This is a genomic window from Pseudomonas sp. NPDC090203 (assembly GCF_044746765.1).
In the GTDB taxonomy this organism is placed as follows: Bacteria; Pseudomonadota; Gammaproteobacteria; order Pseudomonadales; family Pseudomonadaceae; genus Aquipseudomonas; species Aquipseudomonas putida_AD.
This window is the reverse complement of the sequence record NZ_JBIVCV010000004.1, coordinates 399,913-418,208: the sequence shown is the minus strand read 5'-3', so window position 1 is coordinate 418,208 and position 18,296 is coordinate 399,913. Positions and strand designations below refer to the sequence as shown.

Annotated in this window: 19 protein-coding genes and 1 pseudogene; 11 read left to right on the top strand and 9 right to left on the bottom strand. The window is 56.9% G+C overall.

Translation table 11 applies throughout. The annotated features are described in order from the left end of the window. The first annotated feature begins 212 nt into the window (after window positions 1–212). The 3 genes from ACIPO9_RS09785 to ACIPO9_RS09775 all read left to right on the top strand — a co-directional run bounded on the left by ACIPO9_RS09785 (window position 213) and on the right by ACIPO9_RS09775 (window position 3,005). Window positions 213–602, top strand: a complete 390-nt coding sequence (locus ACIPO9_RS09785; RefSeq protein ID WP_400780472.1) for a GNAT family N-acetyltransferase — start codon at window positions 213–215, stop codon at window positions 600–602. 262 nt (window positions 603–864) lie between these two features. Then, window positions 865–2,172: an AAA family ATPase gene (locus ACIPO9_RS09780; protein ID WP_400780469.1), complete on the top strand. Its 1,308-nt coding sequence runs from the start codon at window positions 865–867 to the stop codon at window positions 2,170–2,172. Further along, entirely contained in the window at window positions 2,169–3,005 is an 837-nt protein-coding gene (locus ACIPO9_RS09775) for a hypothetical protein (protein WP_400780467.1), read from the top strand. Before ACIPO9_RS09780 ends, ACIPO9_RS09775 begins: the two co-directional genes overlap by 4 nt. Window positions 3,006–3,252: 247 nt before the next feature. Here ACIPO9_RS09775 and ACIPO9_RS09770 read toward each other — a convergent pair whose 3' ends face one another. Then, entirely contained in the window at window positions 3,253–3,471 is a 219-nt protein-coding gene (locus ACIPO9_RS09770; protein WP_400780464.1) for a hypothetical protein, read from the bottom strand. A gap of 677 nt (window positions 3,472–4,148) precedes the next feature. On the opposite strand from ACIPO9_RS09770, the pseudogene ACIPO9_RS09765 reads away from it, so the two are divergent. Further along, window positions 4,149–4,876: pseudogene (locus ACIPO9_RS09765) on the top strand (helix-turn-helix domain-containing protein). A gap of 79 nt (window positions 4,877–4,955) precedes the next feature. Further along, window positions 4,956–5,900: a DMT family transporter gene (locus tag ACIPO9_RS09760; RefSeq protein WP_400780461.1), complete on the top strand. Its 945-nt coding sequence runs from the start codon at window positions 4,956–4,958 to the stop codon at window positions 5,898–5,900. Window positions 5,901–5,933: 33 nt separating this feature from the next. Here the strand turns inward: ACIPO9_RS09760 and ACIPO9_RS09755 are convergent, their stop codons facing one another. Further along, entirely contained in the window at window positions 5,934–6,428 is a 495-nt protein-coding gene (locus tag ACIPO9_RS09755) for a hypothetical protein (RefSeq protein WP_400780459.1), read from the bottom strand. Between the two features lie 207 nt (window positions 6,429–6,635). Here ACIPO9_RS09755 and ACIPO9_RS09750 point away from each other — a divergent pair, with 207 nt between their 5' ends. The 3 genes from ACIPO9_RS09750 to arsH all read left to right on the top strand — a co-directional run bounded on the left by ACIPO9_RS09750 (window position 6,636) and on the right by arsH (window position 8,339). Then, entirely contained in the window at window positions 6,636–6,986 is a 351-nt protein-coding gene (locus ACIPO9_RS09750; protein ID WP_274130419.1) for a metalloregulator ArsR/SmtB family transcription factor, read from the top strand. 148 nt (window positions 6,987–7,134) lie between these two features. After that, on the top strand, window positions 7,135–7,605 hold the full coding sequence (locus tag ACIPO9_RS09745) for an arsenate reductase ArsC (RefSeq protein ID WP_400780456.1): 471 nt from the start codon (window positions 7,135–7,137) through the stop codon (window positions 7,603–7,605). Further along, window positions 7,605–8,339 (top strand): arsenical resistance protein ArsH, encoded by a 735-nt coding sequence (gene arsH / locus ACIPO9_RS09740; RefSeq protein ID WP_400780453.1) that lies wholly within the window; start codon window positions 7,605–7,607, stop codon window positions 8,337–8,339. Before ACIPO9_RS09745 ends, arsH begins: the two co-directional genes overlap by 1 nt. A 362-nt stretch (window positions 8,340–8,701) precedes the next feature. On the opposite strand, the gene ACIPO9_RS09735 is transcribed toward arsH, so the two are convergent. The 7 genes from ACIPO9_RS09735 to ACIPO9_RS09705 all read right to left on the bottom strand — a co-directional run bounded on the left by ACIPO9_RS09735 (window position 8,702) and on the right by ACIPO9_RS09705 (window position 14,105). Beyond that, window positions 8,702–9,523 (bottom strand): alpha/beta hydrolase, encoded by an 822-nt coding sequence (locus ACIPO9_RS09735; protein ID WP_400780450.1) that lies wholly within the window; start codon window positions 9,521–9,523, stop codon window positions 8,702–8,704. Window positions 9,524–9,563: 40 nt separating this feature from the next. Further along, the gene (locus tag ACIPO9_RS09730; protein ID WP_400780447.1) at window positions 9,564–10,100 is read right to left on the bottom strand and encodes a carboxymuconolactone decarboxylase family protein; all 537 of its coding nucleotides are present in this window, start codon (window positions 10,098–10,100) and stop codon (window positions 9,564–9,566) included. Between the two features lie 157 nt (window positions 10,101–10,257). Continuing rightward, complete coding sequence (gene rclC / locus ACIPO9_RS09725; protein ID WP_400780445.1) at window positions 10,258–10,860, bottom strand: reactive chlorine resistance membrane protein RclC; 603 nt, start codon at window positions 10,858–10,860, stop codon at window positions 10,258–10,260. Between the two features lie 279 nt (window positions 10,861–11,139). Continuing rightward, complete coding sequence (locus ACIPO9_RS09720) at window positions 11,140–11,511, bottom strand: response regulator transcription factor (protein WP_274130426.1); 372 nt, start codon at window positions 11,509–11,511, stop codon at window positions 11,140–11,142. A gap of 82 nt (window positions 11,512–11,593) precedes the next feature. Continuing rightward, the gene (locus ACIPO9_RS09715; RefSeq protein WP_274130427.1) at window positions 11,594–12,103 is read right to left on the bottom strand and encodes an AraC family transcriptional regulator; all 510 of its coding nucleotides are present in this window, start codon (window positions 12,101–12,103) and stop codon (window positions 11,594–11,596) included. A 119-nt stretch (window positions 12,104–12,222) separates the two neighbouring features. Next, window positions 12,223–12,882 (bottom strand): response regulator transcription factor, encoded by a 660-nt coding sequence (locus ACIPO9_RS09710; protein WP_274130428.1) that lies wholly within the window; start codon window positions 12,880–12,882, stop codon window positions 12,223–12,225. A gap of 248 nt (window positions 12,883–13,130) precedes the next feature. Continuing rightward, the gene (locus tag ACIPO9_RS09705; protein WP_274130429.1) at window positions 13,131–14,105 is read right to left on the bottom strand and encodes a GlxA family transcriptional regulator; all 975 of its coding nucleotides are present in this window, start codon (window positions 14,103–14,105) and stop codon (window positions 13,131–13,133) included. A 418-nt stretch (window positions 14,106–14,523) separates the two neighbouring features. Between ACIPO9_RS09705 and ACIPO9_RS09700 the strand changes: the two genes are divergently transcribed. The 3 genes from ACIPO9_RS09700 to ACIPO9_RS09690 all read left to right on the top strand — a co-directional run bounded on the left by ACIPO9_RS09700 (window position 14,524) and on the right by ACIPO9_RS09690 (window position 18,244). Further along, window positions 14,524–15,378 carry an alpha/beta fold hydrolase gene (locus ACIPO9_RS09700; protein WP_400780442.1) on the top strand — a complete coding sequence of 285 codons (855 nt, stop codon included), beginning with the start codon at window positions 14,524–14,526 and terminating at the stop codon, window positions 15,376–15,378. A 171-nt stretch (window positions 15,379–15,549) separates the two neighbouring features. Further along, entirely contained in the window at window positions 15,550–16,611 is a 1,062-nt protein-coding gene (locus ACIPO9_RS09695) for an alcohol dehydrogenase catalytic domain-containing protein (RefSeq protein WP_400780440.1), read from the top strand. 52 nt (window positions 16,612–16,663) lie between these two features. Then, on the top strand, window positions 16,664–18,244 hold the full coding sequence (locus ACIPO9_RS09690) for an ATP-binding protein (protein WP_400780437.1): 1,581 nt from the start codon (window positions 16,664–16,666) through the stop codon (window positions 18,242–18,244). Window positions 18,245–18,296 lie beyond the last annotated feature (52 nt).

Below are 18,296 nucleotides of genomic sequence, written 5' to 3'. Positions count from 1 at the left end.
GCTGATCATGCTAAGGAAAGCCAAACTATCATATAGCTAACTTGCTTAGCTAGTTTTATTGAAATGATGCAATGACTACGTCCGCGGGTTCAAACTCTGGCCACCGGCAGCTATGGGTCGAAAACTGCCCCTTGCGTGCCCACAGTCAGCACAGCAAGATTCCTTGGCACCTCAGAAATGTTTCGTACCCCATCAGGGAGGATTGACCGCAAATGGAGATTCATCTGGTCACGCACCTGCCACCACAAATTCCCGCCCTTGAAAAAGAGGCAGTGGCAGAAGGCTTCAGGTTCATCACCCGGCTGAACTCGGAATGGCATTCAGGTAGCAATCGCTTCGATGCGCCAGGCGAATGCCTGATGGCCGTGTATCTAAACCGCCAACTGGTGGGCATCGGCGGTCTGTCGGTTGATCCGTTCACGCAGGCTCCTACAGGAAGGCTGCGGCGTGTTTATGTGACTCCTGCGTCACGGAGGCAACAGGTTGGGAGAAAACTGGTGGGCGTCTTGCTTTCACATGCCGCTTTGCATTTTGAAACTGTAGGTCTCCACACCGACACTGCGCAGGGAACCGCTTTTACCTGTCCTGCGGCTTCACGCTAGCTGAAGAAGCTCAGGCGACGCACATCGTGCAGCTTAGAAACCTCTGACCCTGTCAGCTTTCGGCCAGAAGCGGACGCTCAACCAGGGGCCCATCTTTGTGGCTTGGTGGTAGGCTCAGCCTAAAATGATAAGTAGGAAGCGCTTTATCGATCTTGCGAGAAGGAATGTAATTGTATGGCGCTTACACCCGTGATGCCAGTAAACTTCGCTACGCGAAATTTCGTCTTTGACGAATCACAATGCACCACCTAAAGGAGTTTTCGTGGCCCTATACCTCTCCAGCATTCAGTTCAGCAATATTCGGGGCTTCAAAGACCTTTCATTGTCGTTTGAGGAAGGAAAGAAGCACCGACAGTGGACGGTTTTCATCGGCGACAATGGACACGGTAAGACCACGATACTCCGGGCGATAGCACTTGGGCTAGGTGATGAGGTGACCTCTAGCGAGCTCTTGGCGCTGCTGCCCGGAAAATTTATCCGAATGAACAAAAGAGGAATCTACGCTCCATCAAGCAAAATCATTATCACTCTTCGGAATAGCAGTTCAAAACAGATCATTATCACCACCGAGCTGAAACCGGACGAGCACGGTGGAGTAAGTATTAGTAAAGATGTAAGCGACCCTGGATTTAAGTGGAATGATATATTTGTCTGCGGCTACGGCTCCAATCGAGGGATTGGTGGACGCATGCACAGTCAGTATGCCCTGCGAAATTCACTAATGACGCTATTCAATGACAGAGCAGGATTATTGGAGCCGGAGTCGATACTTCGAGATTTTGCTTTGATGGCGGCACAGAAAAAGGAAAGTGTAGATGACCCATTAAGAGAGATGAAAGGCTATCTCTGGAAGTTATGGGGACTGAACCCAAATCACGCTTTAGACATTACCGCTGAGCAGGTGGTTATCCATGGGCCTTGGGGCGGGATGCCATTTCACGCTTTAGGTGATGGATATAGGGGAACTGGTAGCTGGCTACTAGACCTCATGGGAAACTGCGTAAAAGCTGGTCGCTGGAACGCTTCGCAAAAGTTGGCTGGCATCGTGCTGCTCGACGAAATGGATGAGCACCTACATCCAAGATGGCAAAGAACACTGATTTCCACCCTGCGACGACTTTTGCCAAACATTCAGTTCATTGCAACCACACATTCACCATTAGCGATCGTAAATACGAAACCTGGTGAGCTTTTTGCCACTAGACTACATAACGCAGTCGCTGAGTTAATTCCTGATGCATTGCCGTCGCCGGATGGCCGAGGGGCGAATGAACTCCTTCTTGGCGAGTGGTTCGGTTTAACTTCTACGCTAGACAGCGCTAGCGAAAGATTGCTAAACCGGTATCGCAAGGCCTTCCAGCATGGCGATAAGAAACTGCTCAGGGAATTAGAGCCTCAGGTACGCCAACGCATAAAATCTTTCTTACCATCTCAGCTCGACGACATAGCGCAAGCAGACTTGGACATGCGCCGCGCATCACAGGTTGACTCTGTACCTCCTGCGGAAGAAAAGAAGCTGGTAGCGAGTGCAATGAGCAAGCGTCTTAAAAGAATGAGCAAACCGGAATGATTGCCTTGAAGGGGCGACACCCAATGGAGCCAGCCTGCCTGGTAAAATCAAGTGAGGCAGCTGTCAAAGCTCTCTTGGCGCGAGCCATACCCAACACCGTATCAATATACAAAGAAGAAGACTTTCCGAACCATTGGGGAAAATACAAGCACCATTTCATTTTACCACAGTACAACGGTAAATGTGCTTACTGCGAAACGCCTACTATTTCCGGCAGTCCTGGTGATGTAGAGCATTTCCGCCCTAAAGCGTATTGCCAACAACTCAGCCTCGCGAAAAATCATGATGACTTTGGAGGCCAACCCCCAGGCAGGAGCAAAGGACCTGCGACCGAAGGATATTGGTGGCTGGCATATAAGTGGAGTAATTATCTGCTGAGCTGTAATCGATGCAATTCTATCTGGAAGAAAAACCAGTTTCCTGTGGCAGGTATAAGGGCCACTCGCAGCACCAAATTAGCTACTGAAAATGCCTTACTTATCAATCCTTTCAAGTTGAACCCAGAGCGCCACTTTGAATTCGATGCGCATACTGGCCAAATTCGCGGACTGACTCCACAAGGCGTGGCTACGATCGATGTCTGCGGACTTGATCGCAAATCGTTAGAGGTGCAGCGAGCTACCAAGGGAGCCAAGTTAAACAGAAGGTTCAAGGAACTTGTCATTGCTTTAAAAGACAAAAATACTGCTGCGCAAAATAATGCATTGAGAGCCATGCTGGACGAATGCCGTAGCAAAGAGCCTTATGCGGCGGTGGCGCGCTGCTTTGTAAAGGAAAAATTGAACATGAGTTATTCCGAATTATTGGCTATGAGGCGACAGCACCTGATCTAGGAATGCGCAATTTCTTAGCGTGAATTAGTAGCCAACATGTGGCGAACGCAGCCTTGTATGAGTAGCCACTTCAGGCCTAAGCTGTCCGTAGTGAAGGGCAGCTTTAGGTTGATAGCCGTCGCTCGCGGATGGAAACTCGCGATTCCAGTCACTACTCCGCTAACCTAAGCTGAATATTTCATACAACACAATTCTAAGATTCGCCAGCGCGTAAATGCAGTGTCCGCTTTGGGTCGAAAGCTGCCATTCAGTGCAGATGAAAAAGCCTCAAAATCAAGCCCGACGCTTTCTCGCCGTCAGCCTCATAAAGGCTACCCAATGCAGCCTGATCGGTAATTTTGTGCAGTTGGAAGTGGTTATAGAACGCTTGGCCCAGCCGCTGCTGCTCGAAGTTTCCCTGGATCCACAAACGCGTGAACTCTTCATAAGCGGCGCGTTCGATCTGCAACGACGAATCGTTTTCCATTTTCAGGCTACCATCAGCAAGACGACCGAAACGTACCAACTCGCTACCAAACCTTCAAGCTTCTCCCAGGCAGACTATCAGCTATCGGCCAAGAGCGGCCGCTCCTCTCAAGCCCGGCGCGCTCTCGCCGCCCGCATAGTGAACGAACGAATTTTTTGCGCAAACCGACGTTACTCCTCGTCTTACGGAGCATAAATGTCAACGTAAAGAGAGATGCCAAGGTCACCAAGCATTCGCATCATTTGGGGCGAAACCGTGACTCCCTCGATGGATTCGCGCATGAATCACCCACTAAAGATGTCTAATTCGAATCGACTCGCTACCAAAGCCCAGACATCCAATCTAGCGTCGATACTGCCCAATGGCCGTAAAATTTGACCATCAAAATCTGCGTTCTCAACTGGTTCAGCTTCGAGGATCCACCCACGAGTTTTCTTGGTAACAACCGCTCAATAGATCCACAACGGCATGAACGAAGAGTTTCCTCGAAAGCACCACTAAAATAAGCGAATACTCGAGCTGTCACTGAGAACTACAACAGCACACTACGCGAATGAACTAGACCGTCCAATGTCCGCTCTGGATCGATAGCAGCCACTGCAACCCCGGCCACCCCGTCGATACTGCAAACGAGTGTTAGAATCCCCCACGTCCAGACTACTTCGATAGATCCACCCATGCTTCTGAACCTCGAAATCCGCAGCTATGAGCGGGAAAACCGTCATCACTCCCATGACCATGCTCAGTTGGTCCTGCCGGTTCGTGGCCAGATGGAAATTGACGTGGACGGGCGTGGCGGGTGCATTGATCAGTCATTGGCAGCGGTTGTCACCCCGGGCTCGGTACACTCCCAGCTCAGTCATGCAGGCAGCCGCTTTCTGGTGCTGGACTGTGCGCCGAAGCTGCTGGAGACGCTCCAGATGGGGCGGCTGGCTCAGAAGACATACCTGCCTATTTCCCCTGCAACGCGGCGCTTGATCGAGTTCGCCGAGCTGATAGGCAATGAGCAACTGGCCTTCGGCGCTGCACAGTTAGGCTCGCTGCTTCTTTCTTCATTGGGCGCTGACACCTTCAGTTCTCCATCCCTATGGAGCTGTTGATTGCCCGCCTGCGGGCCAATCCGGGGGCGAACTGGAGCAACGAAGCCATGGCCCAGGCCGCGAACATGAGCATGAGCCAGATACACCAGCGATTCAGGCAGATGTTCGCGATGAGTCCTCAAGCCTGGTTGACGCAGTTACGCATCCAGGAAGCTCAACGATGGTTGCGAGGCACCTCCCTGCCGATAGCCGAGATCGCCTTGCGCGCAGGATTTTGCGACCAGGCTTCGCTGACCCGAGCGATGCAACGTATAAGCGCCACCACCCCGGCTGCCTATCGCAAGACGCAAAAACAGTCCGGGTAAAAAATCCCACAGTTACTGACAATACTCCCCAAGTCCCGCGCATCAGACTTCACGCTTCAGTCTTTGGAGCGTGGGTGAAATGTTGGTTGATCGGTCGCTGTTGAAGGGCATTGTTTACGGGGTTTGCGCGGGGCTGTGTTGGGGAGTGATCTTTCTTGGACCGCAGCTCACTCAGGGTTTGAGCGGCCTGCAATTCGCGGTGCTCAGATTTCTCTGCTACGGCGCGATTTCAGCGGCTCTGCTCATGCCCCGCTGGCGGCGGGTTTGCGCAGGTCTTGTCTGGGCTGACTGGAAGTCACTCTTCTGGCTCAGCCTGATCGGCAATATCGTCTATTACGCGCTAGTGGGCACCGGTGTGCAGCTAGTGGGTGTTGCGACGACGTCTCTGATCGTCGGGCTCATCCCGGTGCTGGTAACGTTGGCAGGTCGGCATGACGCAAATGCGGTCCCGCTCCCCAGGCTGCTACCCTCGCTGTGCTGCGCATTGGCTGGAGTCGTGCTCATTAGTTGGCACGCTCTGATCGATGGCGAGACGCCTGACACCTCGACAAGCATCGGCGGGATTCTATGTGCCACGGGTGCCTTGGTGACGTGGAGTTGGTTCGCCGTGAGCAATGCCCGGCGGCTGATTCAGGTCGCCAGCATCTCCTCCCATGACTGGGCCCTGCTGACGGGGGTCATGACGGGCGCTCAGTCGCTGCTTTTGGCGGTGCCAGTCCTGGCTTTTCAGGCAGAGACCCATGGCAGCGGCGAATGGCTGCACTTCTTCCTGGTGGCAGGTGGAGTGGCCCTTCTCTCTTCGGTCGTGGGTGGCGCGTGCTGGAATCAGGCAAGCCGACTTCTGCCGCTGGCGCTCAGCGGGCAAGTGCTGGTGATCGAGACGCTGGCGGCGCTGGTTTTCGGTTTTCTATGGGAACAGCGGTTACCCGATACCTACGAAATGGCGGCCATCGCACTCCTTGTAACGGGGGTGGTCTGGTGTCTGAATTGCCATCGCAGTCCACAGTACTCTCAAGCTGCCTAGCTCATGTACCGACTCTGAGCCCGAGCTTCACCCTCAGCTATTGGCGACGTCATGCCGACCTTTCAGTCGCAATACAATCACAACCCACACCAGAAACATAAGGCCTACAATTACGCCGCCAACAATAGCCGAGCTTTTTATGTTGAATCGATCCAGGGATCTGGTCCTTTCTGGATCACGTATGATGTTCGCGCCGTCATCGAGTGCAACCAGCTTGTTGTTCCTGATCCCGCCATAAACCGACTGACGATACCAGTGAGCCGTTACACGCTTACCGGTCAAAGCTCGAAGCTGCTCTTCTGAAAAACATCGCGTCGTGCCAGTGATACCCAGTGAGCAACTGAGAACGATGGCCCCCTGCTCATTGGAGATCGACAAGTACTCATCCCGCCCTCCACTTTTAACGGAAAAGGTCCCGACAACCGCCTCCAACTGTTCGGGCCACCTGGCCGATATCAGCTTGTCGACCACGAACAGGCATTCAATGCCAAAAAGCATAACTATCGTCATCAAATAACGTCTCAGCATCAAAGCCCTTCCTGGAAAATGATGAGCACGGCGTGAATCAGGCTGCTCCGCCAACCTCACATCACAGTAGATCAACGTTGGACGGTCTGTTGGTTCGAAGCAGACCCTCGCCCCGCCACGTGACCACCAAAACCGAAACAGGTCTTCCCATGGAATAAATACATCTGTAAATTCGTATATACGCAGAAACGAATATACAGGTCAGACATGCCGACTCAGCCCCACACGTTCTTCAAATGTCTCGGTGACGAAACCCGCGCCCGGATCATGCTCATGCTCGCTGCCGAGGGCGAGCTATGTGTCTGCGAGCTGATCTGGGCGCTCGACGATCATCAACCGAAAGTCTCCCGACACCTTGCACAGTTGCGTACCTGCGGGCTGCTGGAGGACCGCCGTCAGGGGCAGTGGATCTATTACCGCCTTCATCCAGAACTGCCTCAGTGGGCAGTGGATGTACTTCAAACGACGCTGGAGGCTAACCGTTCGTGGCTAGGTGATGACCAAGGCCGCCTGGCTGCCATGGAAGGTCGCCCGGTACGCCAGGTTTCCTGCTGCTGAGTGCTTCTGGAGAACTGACATGCTGCGGGCAATCCCAATATTTCTGGTCACGCTGGCACGGTCGGCCGCGTCCTCACCTCTCCCATTCATCTTGCGACACTGGCACTACTTGCCGTGCGCTTGAGCATCAGCGCGTAGGAGTCAGCTTATGAAAGTCCTGTTCATGTGTACGGCCAATAGCTGCCGTAGCGTCCTGTCCGAAGGGTTGTTCAATCATGTGGCCCCGGACGGGTTCACCGCCATCAGTTCGGGCAGCTTCCCCAGCGGCAAGCTCAATCCGCGTGCGGTGAGCACTTTGCAAGGATTGGGAATCGACACGTCCGGCCTGTACAGCAAAGGTTCGGAAGCCTTGGCAGACACACCACCCGATGTCGTCATCACCGTGTGCGACAAGGCAGGCAGCGAGCCCTGCCCGGTGTATTTCGGCGCGGCCATAAAAAGCCACTGGGGGCTGTCCGACCCGTCCGAGGCAGAGGGCACCGATGAGGATGTTCAGGCGGCATTCGATGCGACGGTTGAACACATCAAGAGGCGATTTTCCGCGTTCTTCACCCTGGATCTGAAAACGCTTCAGGGTGCTGATCTGAAACAGGCCCTGGACCGGATTGGAGCACTGTGATGAGCGAATTCGATACGGACTTTGCCGAGACCTTTCCAGCCCTTGATCTGTCGCTGATGGATTTGCCCAGCACCGACAAGCTGGGCCTTGCAGCTGCTTCGAACGTCAAGCCACGAATCCTTCTTCTCTATGGATCGACCAGAGAGCGTTCGTTCAGCAGACTGCTGACGCTGGAGGCAGCACGTCTGCTCCAGCACATGGGGGCCGAGACGATGATCTTCGATCCATCAGGGCTACCCTTGCCGGATGACGCGCCGGCCGATCACCCCAAGGTGAAGGAGCTACGCGATCTGGTGCTGTGGTCAGAGGGTCAGGTGTGGTGCTCCCCGGAACGTCACGGCGCGATGTCTGCGGTGTTCAAAGCGCAGATCGACTGGATTCCTTTAACCATGGGCGCCGTGCGGCCTACCCAGGGCAAAACCCTCGCGGTGATGCAGGTGTGCGGCGGCTCGCAGTCCTTCAACACCGTGAATCAGATGCGTGTTCTGGGTCGGTGGATGCGCATGCTGACCATCCCGAACCAGTCGTCGGTGCCCAAGGCCTATCTGGAATTCGATGACGCAGACCGAATGAAGCTTTCGCCGTACTACGACCGTGTAGTCGATGTGATGGAAGAACTGGTCAAGTTCACGCTGCTGGTTCGTGGCCGCGAGGACTATCTGGTTGACCGCTACTCCGAACGGAAAGAGAGCGCCGAGGCCTTGTCGGCACGGATGAATCAGCGCTCGATCTGAGCCCGTTCTGGCGAGGGCGGCTCTTACCTGAGCACCAGGTGTTCAGGTGCTCAGGCAAGATGAACCGCGCGTCCGCTTTCGGCCACAAGCTGACACTGAGAAGGCCAGGGTTCAGCACGCTCGCATGTTTTTCGATGATTGAGCGCATTGACCCCAGTGCATGCAGAAGCACACCCTAGTGAGTACTCACGTCGTAGGGGATCTAAAGCTTTCGATTCGCGGGATGATATGCCGGAAAAAAAACAGCTCCCGCGAATCCGTCCAAGTAGACAGAGGTGATCAACAGTCACGGGAGCTGGAAAAGAGCGAACAATTACTGCGTGCCTGGGAACCGATCCCAGGGCAGAGATTCTGGTGCAGGCTCAGCCCTGCCTTTCGAGCACGTGATCGGTCAGGTTCATGAATTCGACTGCACGCCCGATGACGTCTGTGTCGGCAAGGATGCGTCGATGGCCGAGCCCGTGGGTTTCAACCAGAGTCGAATGCACCCACGCCTTCTGCAGCGCCCGCGATTGCGCGACCGGCACGACCCGGTCATCGCGATCATGGATGATCAAGCCTGAATGTCCGAGCCCCATGCCCAGCGCGGGAAGATCGACAGACGCCAGCGTAGCTCCCATGAACGCCTCCACCCAGCTGCAGAAAGCGGCTGTTTGCCGATCGTCAAGACAGTGGGCACGTGCAATCCCCAGCACGACAGAAGTCATCGAACTGGGCCCGCAAACGTGAACGCTTCGCCGGGCCGACAACCCGTTGTTCAAGGCCCATAGCGCCGCAGTTGAGCCTGCGGAATGGCCGATAACCCCATGAACATCGCCCAAATGCTTCGCCAGTTTCAGTGCTGCCTTGCCCGCGTGAATCACGCTCGACACCTCTGCACCAGAGTGGCCGTGGCCCGGCGCATCGAACATGGCAACGGAGAACCCTGCGGCAACCAGTGGTTTTACAAACCCCATCAGGTGAGAACCCCGGCTGGACCAGCCGTGCATCAGCAGGATGAGCGGCCCGCTGCCATACATCCAGAAAGCCAGGCGCTCCGCGTCGACGTCCAGCGACGCCTGCCATCCCTTACCCAGAAAGCTCACTTCACTCCACGAGGCAGAAACCCGGTCGGGGACGGCAAACGCTCGGCACGCCGCTTCAAGATCGGGGTCGGCGACGTTCAATTCGGCAAGAAGGTTCACGATGCAGCTCCTTTGGACGATGACAGCACCGGGTCACAGGTCACTGAGGCACGGGGAAATCGACCACCGTGTCGTTGATGCGGTTGAACACGTTGGTGAAGGTAATCACCGAGATCGCCAACCCGATGTGAACGATTTCTTCGCCGCTGTAGCCTGCGGCCTGCAGTGCCTGGACATCCTCTTCCGGCAACGTGCCAGGCTTGAGCGCGAGGCTGCGTACGAAGCTGACCAGAACATCACGCTTGGCATCGCCAGTGGCGTTGCCCTGGCGAATCTGACGCAGGGTCTCCGGGCTTAGGCCTGCCATCTTGCCTACCATGCTGTGGGCGGCGACACAGTAATCGCAACCTGCCAACTCGCTGATGGTCAGTTTCACGGTTTCCTGATCCGCTTTGCTCAGCGGACCACTTGCCAGAACCTTGTCTGCCGAGAGCATCGCCGTCAGCGCTTGTGGGGCTAACGTTCCCAAAGCAGCGTAAGCATTGGGAACTTTCCCCAGAGCCTGTTTGATACCGGCGTACACTTGAGCGGTAGCGCCGCTGGCCTGATCGGTCGCAATTGCAGTGAAACGTGCCATGGTTGAATCTCCTCGGTATGAAAGTTGATGCCCATAAACTTGTTTTGAAGTCGCAGATGGGCACATCGAACTCAAGGCGGCTTCGGTTTGAGTTGTGCACACCTGCAGTTCACCTGTATCGCAGCCCGCTCTACAGATGGCGTAACTGTCAGACTTACTACGCAGTAGTCATAGCACGTGTCGCTCTTTGCTCAAGTAACTGGCGTGCAGAGTCAGCAATCATGACCACGGCCCCAGCGAGCATCAGCACATCTTTAAGCACCAGTCTTCCGCCGCCCGACAAGTAAGGAAACCCGAACTCGGCATCCCCCATGCTTTGCACCCACGCCTCAGGCGTCGTTATGAGAAAAGATAACGTGACCAACGGGGTCAGGAATGCCAGTACCGACCCGACCATGCCAAGCCTGCGGGAAAAAAGGTAGGACAGCACCAGCACACCAATGAGGATTTCAACCGTCCCCAATCCGTTGGAAAACGCATAGGTGTGATTGGCGGCCTGCCATTCACGCTTGGCCGGATCTAGCTGACCTTCATGGGTGAGGTGTTCCTTGTACTGGTCCGGGTGCGCATAGAACAGGGACATCACCGGATTGTTTGCCACGAACGGGGTAATACTATCGGCCTCATAGGGCACGAACTTCAATGCGCCAATCCATAGAAATATAATAGCGACGCCTATGCGAATCAGGTGGATACCGATTTTATCCAGGCGACTGACGCGTAAAAGCAACCCATTCACAACTGATGGTTGATGTTTCATGATTTCCTGCATCCGATAATTGAGTCAGTCAAATGGTACGGCGAAGAAAGCGGGCCGTTATGTGTGATCGGCTCAGTTTTTTGTCCGATGCTCTCAAGCCCATCTAAATCCCACCCGGAAAACATGTAGCCCCAAACAAAACACACGCCGGGCTATTTGAACGCTGGTGAACAGGCTAACCGCGCACGCCCACAGCCGACAATTAACCCAAGTAACAGATGCACTAAACCAACGTATAGTCAGTTAGTCATGCACGACCAATTTCGGGCAGCCCGCGGCTCAGTCGCGAGGCACGATGCGCTGGATGCAATCGATGATGGTCTGGGCGTTGTAGGGTTTGTTCAGGAAGCATACGGCCCCAGCCGCCAGCGCCCTCTTGCGCAGCGACTCTTTCGGGTATGCGGTGATGAAGATGATCGGGATGGATCGGCCACTGCTGATCAGCGTGCGCTGCAGCTCCAGACCGTCGATGCCAGGCATGTGCACATCGGAAATGAGGCAATCGGTGCTATCGATTTCGCTTGAGGCCAGAAACGCTTCGGCACATGAAAACAGGCAAGGCACATAACCCAGTGAGCGCACCAGGCTGCTCAGGGCCAGTCGACACGATGTGTCATCATCGACAATCGAAATACGGGTAACGTTATTCACTTTTTATTATCCTGGGCCCACGAACACGAGCATGCAGATGCCACGTACGCCCGCCTGTTGACCGCCACCGCGAGGCGGACGCTCATTCGTTGGATGCATCGCTGAAGACGCCTGCCGCCTGCGCGCAATGCTGCAACCGCCAGCGCCTGGGGCTGATTCCATTGAACTGCCTGAAGACCCGGGTGAAATAAGACTGGTCCGAGAACCCACATTCCTGGGCCACGACACAGATCGACAGCTCTCGCGTGCGCAGCAATGCCTGGGCCTTGCGAATCTGTTCTCGTCGAAACCAGTCGTGGGGCGCCAGCCCCGTGGCGTTCTTGAAAGCGCGGGAGAAATGACTGCGCGAGATGGCACAGGCATTGGCAACCTTTTCAATCGAGCACCCTTGAGCCATGAGATCGACCATTAGCTCCTTGGCTTTTTTCACCCGCCAGGGCGCCAGGTTCTCGAGCGTGCGCTTCGCGCCGTTCTGTGTAACCCCTTGGGTGAGCGAGGTGCCGTCCCAGTGCCCGGAGAACGTCACACTGCCCTGCATTACGCTGACGCCGGGCACACTGGGAATCGTTGGCAAACGTTGGTCCTGGGCCATGAAGTCACCTGAAAAGTCGCGATACCGAGCCTTGGGACGTGTCTGCGACGTCAGTCAGGCGGACAGCAGATAGAGTCGCCCCTCGCGGGGGCGCATGGAGTACGCCTGATGGAGCGATGTCAGTTTTTCGAACCGGACTGCGACAGCTCCAGTTGATGGCCAGCCCGAACCACGTCCGCGATGCTGCGGGCGCCTAGTTTGCGCATCATGTTGGCCCTGTGCAGTTTTACCGTGATCTCGCTGACCGCCAGATCACCTGCGATCTGCTTGTTGAGCCGGCCCTTAACCACGCCCGCCAAGACTTGTTTCTCCCGGGGAGTCAGGCATTCGAAGCGCTGGCGCAGGGCGTCCATCTCAATCTGTTTCTCGACAAACTCAGAGTGGCTGGCCACCGCAACGGCCACGGCGTCGATCAGATCCTGAGAGCGGAATGGCTTGGTAAGAAAATCGGCGGCACCGGCCTTCATGGCTCGCACAGACATGGGGATGTCGCCATGACCGGTCATGAAAATGATCGGCACCCGGTTCTCCGATTCCGCCAACCGCTGCTGCAAATCGAAACCGCTGCTGCCCTGCAGCCTGACGTCCAGAATGAGGCACCCTGCCTTTCGCGCCAGTGGATGGGCGAGCATGTCCTCGGGGCCGGAAAAGGCCCTTGTGTCGTAACCGACCGACTTCAACAGGCTGGCGACCGAGCCGCTCAATACCGAGTCGTCATCGACAATCAAGACAACTGGCGCATTCACTTGCGCGGTGCTGGGTGAAGTTAAGTGATACATTCAGCCTCCCTGGCGACAGGGTTCAAGTTGACTGGGTTGATTGTTTCCAACACCCGTTTCTGTATGCCGAATTCGCGACTTGCGCCCCATCTAGCGACACTGTTGATGTCACAGTTCACGCGCACCCTGCAACGACGAAACATTAGCGCAGACGTCAATAATCAACATCTACGCTACTTAGGCTTACGGGCAACACGTCGGTGTGAACTTTGTACCCGCAGGGTGAACGGGTCAATTCATACCTAAGGTTAGGTAGTGCTTGCGGCTGAAGCGCAATCTTGTCCGTCCCTGGCATCACGCCTGAGCGATTGCGGGGACACTCCCAACTTGCGGATAAATACCTCGCGCAGGTGGCGCCGGTCACGAAATCCCGTCTCCCTGGCGATGATTTCCAGTGAATGGTGCCCGCGCTGAATCATGTTCCGGGCAGTTTCAAGGCGTAGTTGCTCCACCGCCTTGGCCGGTGACAAGCCGGTTTCCGCGAGAAATACCCGCCTGAATTGCCGCTCGCTGAGGTGGACAATCTTCGCCAGGGCGTCGGCGCTCAAATCGCCCGTCAGGTTGGCCCGGGCGTGGTCGAGCGCGGCCTGAACCCGGTCTGAACGGGGCGCGATGTTGAGCATTTCCGAATGCTGGGACTGCCCCCCGGAGCGGCGGTGATACATGACTAGAACCCGCGCAACGCGGTTGGCAATCTCATGCCCCAGGTCCTTTTCGACCATTCCCAGCACCAGGTCCATCGCCGCCGAAAGGCCGGCGGAGGTCCAGATGGAGCCGTCATTGATGAAGATGCTGTCCGGCTCGACCAGAGTGTTCGGGAAGCGCTGCTGGAGCACCCCGGCATAAGCCCAATGGGTCGTGACGCGCTTACCTTCGAGCAACCCCGCCTCGGCCAGCACGAAAGCGCCGGTGCACATCCCGCCGACTCGCTGGGCGCGGCTGGCGGCGGTCTTGACGAAGTCCAGCTCTTGAACAGTACTGTCGCGGGCCAGCGGATCCACTATTCCGGACACCATCCAGGTGTCGGCCTGAGACTCGCTGCTGGCCTTGAGGGTGTTGACCGACGCCCCGATCGAGGAGGTGATCACCCCGCCGGTCAACGAATAGTTGGTGACCTGATAAACCTGTTCCTTGGCCACCACATTGGCAAATTCGAACACTGACTGGGTCCCCAGCGCCATGACCTGAAACCCTTCCGTGAGGAAGTAACCGATTCTGTGCATTTTCACTCCGTCCGGCGTCATGTCCGAAAACATGACCCTAAATGTCGTTTCAATTCCCGTCAACGCGATGCACGATGAGCCAACGACACAAAAACGGACACAGGTGACACGAAAAGAGGATTAAACAGGTCATCGGGCGATGATTACTGTTGCATCCTACGCGCAACTAAGCGAACAGGCCAGCTTGTAAGATCAATTTAACCTACTCGTGTTTAACCCGGTGTAGCGACTAACTGCTGGCCAACTAAAAATACAGGCATCCGCACTTTATACGCATTAGGTGAAAACGCACGAGAGTCCTATTCATCCTGCGCCCGTGATCGCTGTAATGGCAGTCCAATGATCACACCCATAGTTTATTGATTGAAGTGTTGATCACATCGGTCGTTTAACGTTCCATCACAACGAGCACACCGCAATGACTGAACACTCCGTAAGTTTTCATGCAGCGACCCACTACCTTGAAGTGGGCGGCAGAACCCTGGCCTATCGCACTTTTGGACACGGCACCCCCTTGGTACTCTGCGTGCGGTTTCGAGGAACGATGGAGTCCTGGGACCCGGCGTTTCTGGACGGGCTGGCGCAGCAGGGTTTTCAAGTCACGGTCTTCGACTACAGCGGCCTCGGGCGATCGACCGGCGAGCGGACCTATAACCCTACCTCGCTGGCCAAGGACACCATCGAGCTGATCACGGCCCTGAAGTTGGGCAAGGTGGTCCTGGGAGGCTGGTCGATCGGCGGCGTGGCCGCACAGATCGTCCTCGCCCAGGCGCCCCAGTTGGTCAGCCATCTGGTGCTGATCGCAACCACCCCTCCAGGGCTTCTGGCCAAGCCTGGGGAACAGCTGTTCTACGAACTGGCCAAGCGAGATAACAACTTCGAAGATTTCGTGAGCCTGTTCTTCGAACCCGCCTCGCCCTCCAGCCGGGCCGCCGCTGAGCGTTCATGGAACCGGCTGGCGTCCAGGCGCGAAGACCCGAGCCCGGAAGTCCCTTACGAGTGGGCCGGCGCGCAACTGGGCGAAGGTCCCAAGAACCCCGTGTTCCCGGTTGAAGCAGTGTTGCACGTGTTGAAAAATACCGAGGTGCCCGTGCTGCACCTGGGCGCCGATCACGACATCGCCTTCCCCGTCGAGAACTGGTACGCCTTGAGCGATCAGTTGCCGACGCTGCACATCGTCACTTTCCCCGGTTCCGGCCACGGTCCGCAGCTCCAATACCCGCGCACGGCGGCCAAGCACATTGCCGCGTTCGTCGAGGCTGCCCACGACTGACCTCTGATCGCCCGGGCCTGCGTTCGAATCACCGCAACGCGGGCCCACCCTGATTCATCGATAGCAACGGACCGCTCTTCTTCGCCAGAACCGCGCCATAAACGTCGTGCTCAGAGCGAGCGGGACGGCGGCCGTGTGCCTGTTCAACACTTTTCACGACTAAGGTGATTTATGACAAAGCCTGCAACGTATCGCGCCGTCGTGGCGACCGCCCCCGGCAAACTGGAACTGGTGGAGCGCCCGATTACGGAGCCTGGCCCCGGCCAGGTACGAATCCAAGTGGAAGCCTGCGGCGTCTGCCACTCTGACAGCGCCACCGTGGAAGGCTTCGCAGGCGTACTGTTTCCTCGTGTGCCGGGGCATGAAGTCGTTGGACGCATCGACGCCATCGGCGCCGGCGTACAGGGCTGGACCGTTGGCCAGCGAGTGGGTGTGGGCTTTCTGGCGGGCGAAGACGGCACTTGTCCGTCGTGCCGCCAGGGTGATCCAGTGACCTGCCAGAACCCGGTGATCAGTGGCATGACCGTTGACGGTGGCTATGCCGAGATCATGATCGCCGAGGCGCGCGGACTGGTTCGTGTCCCCGAAGAGCTGGATGCCACCCTTGCCGCGCCCCTGCTCTGCGCAGGCCTGACCACGTTCAACGCCTTGCGCAACTCCGGTGCGCAAGCGGGTGACGTAGTGGCGATCCATGGTCTGGGCGGGCTGGGCCATCTGGGTGTGCAGTTCGCCCGCAAGATGGGTTTCCATACCGTGGTCATCGCCCGAGGCGCCAGCAAGGCCGAAATGGCGCTGTCGCTGGGGGCTCATCGCTACATCGACGCCACCGAAGAAAACGTTGCCGAGGTCTTACGCTCGCTGGGCGGAGCGAAAGTAGTGCTCGGGACTGCTCCAACCGCACAAGGCATGGCAGAGACAATTCCAGGCCTGTCGGCTCGGGGGCAATTGGTCGTGGTCGCCGTTCCCAACGAACCCCTTTCGGTGAACGCAACTGACCTGATCTTCGGCGCGCGCTCGGTCAGCGGCGCCCTCACCGGCACGGTGATTGACAACGAGCAGACCCTGGCTTTCGCCAACCTTCAGGGTGTCCATCCACTGGTAGAGACGTTTCCCCTGGAACAGGCGAGCGAGGCCTACGACCGGATGATGCGGGCAGACGTTCGATTGCGTGCCGTTCTGGTCATGGGAGCGCAGCATCATTCCAGCGGCGGACCTGACCAAGCGCACCCATGACATCCTCGTCAACTTCCCCAAGCCTGACTGAATACGCAGTGAGGACGGCCGAATGACTCAACCCATCACCCTCGCCGAAGCCGAGGTATTTGAGCGCTTTCACGACGCGGTGTTTGTGCGTGACATGGAGGGAACCATCTGTTTCTGGAACTCCGCATCGGCTGCGCTTTACGGCTGGCCCTCACATACGGCGCTGGGGGCGCACGCTCGTACGCTGCTCAAATGTAGGCACGAGCGCGAAGGACACGACACGGCAGACGACCGACTGTTGGCGGATGGCTATTGGGAAGGCGAGCTCTCCCGGCTTACGGGCTCGGGGACACGTCGATTAGTGAATGCCCGATGGTCGCTGCGTCGAGATGCTGCCGGTCATCCCGTCGGCATCCTGGAAACCGGCTATGACATCTCGCTGGCCAAAGAAACCGAACAGCATCTGAAGGCCAGCGAGTACCGCTATCGCAACCTGTTTCAAGCCATGGCGGCGTCGTTCTGGGAGCTGGACTTCACCGCTGTCGGCCCCAGAATCCGCACCCTGCTCGACGCCGGGGTGCGCAACCTGGAGGCGCATTTTCTGGCTCACCCCGAGGTGGTGCGCGACTTCATGCGCAGCACTCAGGTGGTGGACCTGAACGATCACAGCATCCGCCTGTTCGGTCGCGGTGATCGTAGCGAGATGCTCGGAAACATCGACCGTTACTGGCCCGACGAGAGTATCCAGGTGTACGCCCGTTGCGTTGTCAAATCCCTCGCGGGGTACCCCAACAACATCGAAGTCACGCGCCTGAGAACCCTTGAAGGCAAAGAATTCGAGTGCCTGTTCACGGCCTGTTTTTCCAGGGAGAACATCGCGCGCGGGGTAATCCTGATCGGCATCATCGATCTGTCTGAACTGGCTGCAGCGCGCCATGCGCTGGAGATCATGCAGACCGAACTGGCCCACGTGGCACGCATTTCGATCCTGGGCGAGTTGAGTGCGTCAATCACCCATGAGATCAATCAACCCCTTACCTCTATTTCGACGTATGCCCAGGCTGCACTGCGCTGGCTGCGGCGGCCCGAGCCTGACTTGAAAGAAGTGGAGATTGCCTTGATGCAGATCGTCGATGAGGCCCAGCGCACCGACGACGTCATCACGCGCATTCGCGGCATGGCTCTGCGTCGACCTGCGGAAGAGTCGGACGTGGCGATCAACGACGTCATTCAGGACTCACTGCAATTCACCGACCATGAACTGCGCAAGCATGCCGTGCGCCTGACCACTGACCTGGCGGTCTCATTGCCGGCGGTGCGCGCCGACCGGGTGCTGCTGCAACAAGTGATCGTCAACCTGCTGATGAATGCCGCACAGGCAATGGCGTCTGCCGATTCCCCTTCAAGGGAGCTGACTATACGCAGCGAACACCTGTCCAGCGGTGAAATCAGGCTTCAGGTACTCGACAGCGGCCCAGGCATCGCGCCGGGGCTGGAGGGCAGGCTGTTCGACAGCTTCTTCACTACCAAGGCCACGGGAATGGGCATGGGGCTGCCGATATGCCGTTCAATCGTGGAGGCTGCGGGCGGGTTGATCCAACTGGCGAACAGGGATGACGGCCAGACCGGGGCCAAGGTGACTCTCACGCTGCCCACATTGTGACGACAGCGGTTCAGGCCACGGCAAAGGGCCCTTCACTGTCTGGCAATGAAGG

Coding starts and splice junctions, on each gene's coding strand:
- ACIPO9_RS09785 (WP_400780472.1), top strand. CDS start 213: ATGGAGATTCATCTGGTCACGCACCTGCCACCACAAATTCCCGCCCTT.
- ACIPO9_RS09775 (WP_400780467.1), top strand. CDS start 2,169: ATGATTGCCTTGAAGGGGCGACACCCAATGGAGCCAGCCTGCCTGGTA.
- ACIPO9_RS09770 (WP_400780464.1), bottom strand. CDS start 3,471: ATGGAAAACGATTCGTCGTTGCAGATCGAACGCGCCGCTTATGAAGAG.
- ACIPO9_RS09760 (WP_400780461.1), top strand. CDS start 4,956: ATGTTGGTTGATCGGTCGCTGTTGAAGGGCATTGTTTACGGGGTTTGC.
- ACIPO9_RS09755 (WP_400780459.1), bottom strand. CDS start 6,428: ATGCTGAGACGTTATTTGATGACGATAGTTATGCTTTTTGGCATTGAA.
- ACIPO9_RS09750 (WP_274130419.1), top strand. CDS start 6,636: ATGCCGACTCAGCCCCACACGTTCTTCAAATGTCTCGGTGACGAAACC.
- ACIPO9_RS09745 (WP_400780456.1), top strand. CDS start 7,135: ATGAAAGTCCTGTTCATGTGTACGGCCAATAGCTGCCGTAGCGTCCTG.
- arsH (WP_400780453.1), top strand. CDS start 7,605: ATGAGCGAATTCGATACGGACTTTGCCGAGACCTTTCCAGCCCTTGAT.
- ACIPO9_RS09730 (WP_400780447.1), bottom strand. CDS start 10,100: ATGGCACGTTTCACTGCAATTGCGACCGATCAGGCCAGCGGCGCTACC.
- rclC (WP_400780445.1), bottom strand. CDS start 10,860: ATGAAACATCAACCATCAGTTGTGAATGGGTTGCTTTTACGCGTCAGT.
- ACIPO9_RS09715 (WP_274130427.1), bottom strand. CDS start 12,103: ATGGCCCAGGACCAACGTTTGCCAACGATTCCCAGTGTGCCCGGCGTC.
- ACIPO9_RS09710 (WP_274130428.1), bottom strand. CDS start 12,882: ATGTATCACTTAACTTCACCCAGCACCGCGCAAGTGAATGCGCCAGTT.
- ACIPO9_RS09705 (WP_274130429.1), bottom strand. CDS start 14,105: ATGCACAGAATCGGTTACTTCCTCACGGAAGGGTTTCAGGTCATGGCG.
- ACIPO9_RS09700 (WP_400780442.1), top strand. CDS start 14,524: ATGACTGAACACTCCGTAAGTTTTCATGCAGCGACCCACTACCTTGAA.
- ACIPO9_RS09695 (WP_400780440.1), top strand. CDS start 15,550: ATGACAAAGCCTGCAACGTATCGCGCCGTCGTGGCGACCGCCCCCGGC.
- ACIPO9_RS09690 (WP_400780437.1), top strand. CDS start 16,664: ATGACTCAACCCATCACCCTCGCCGAAGCCGAGGTATTTGAGCGCTTT.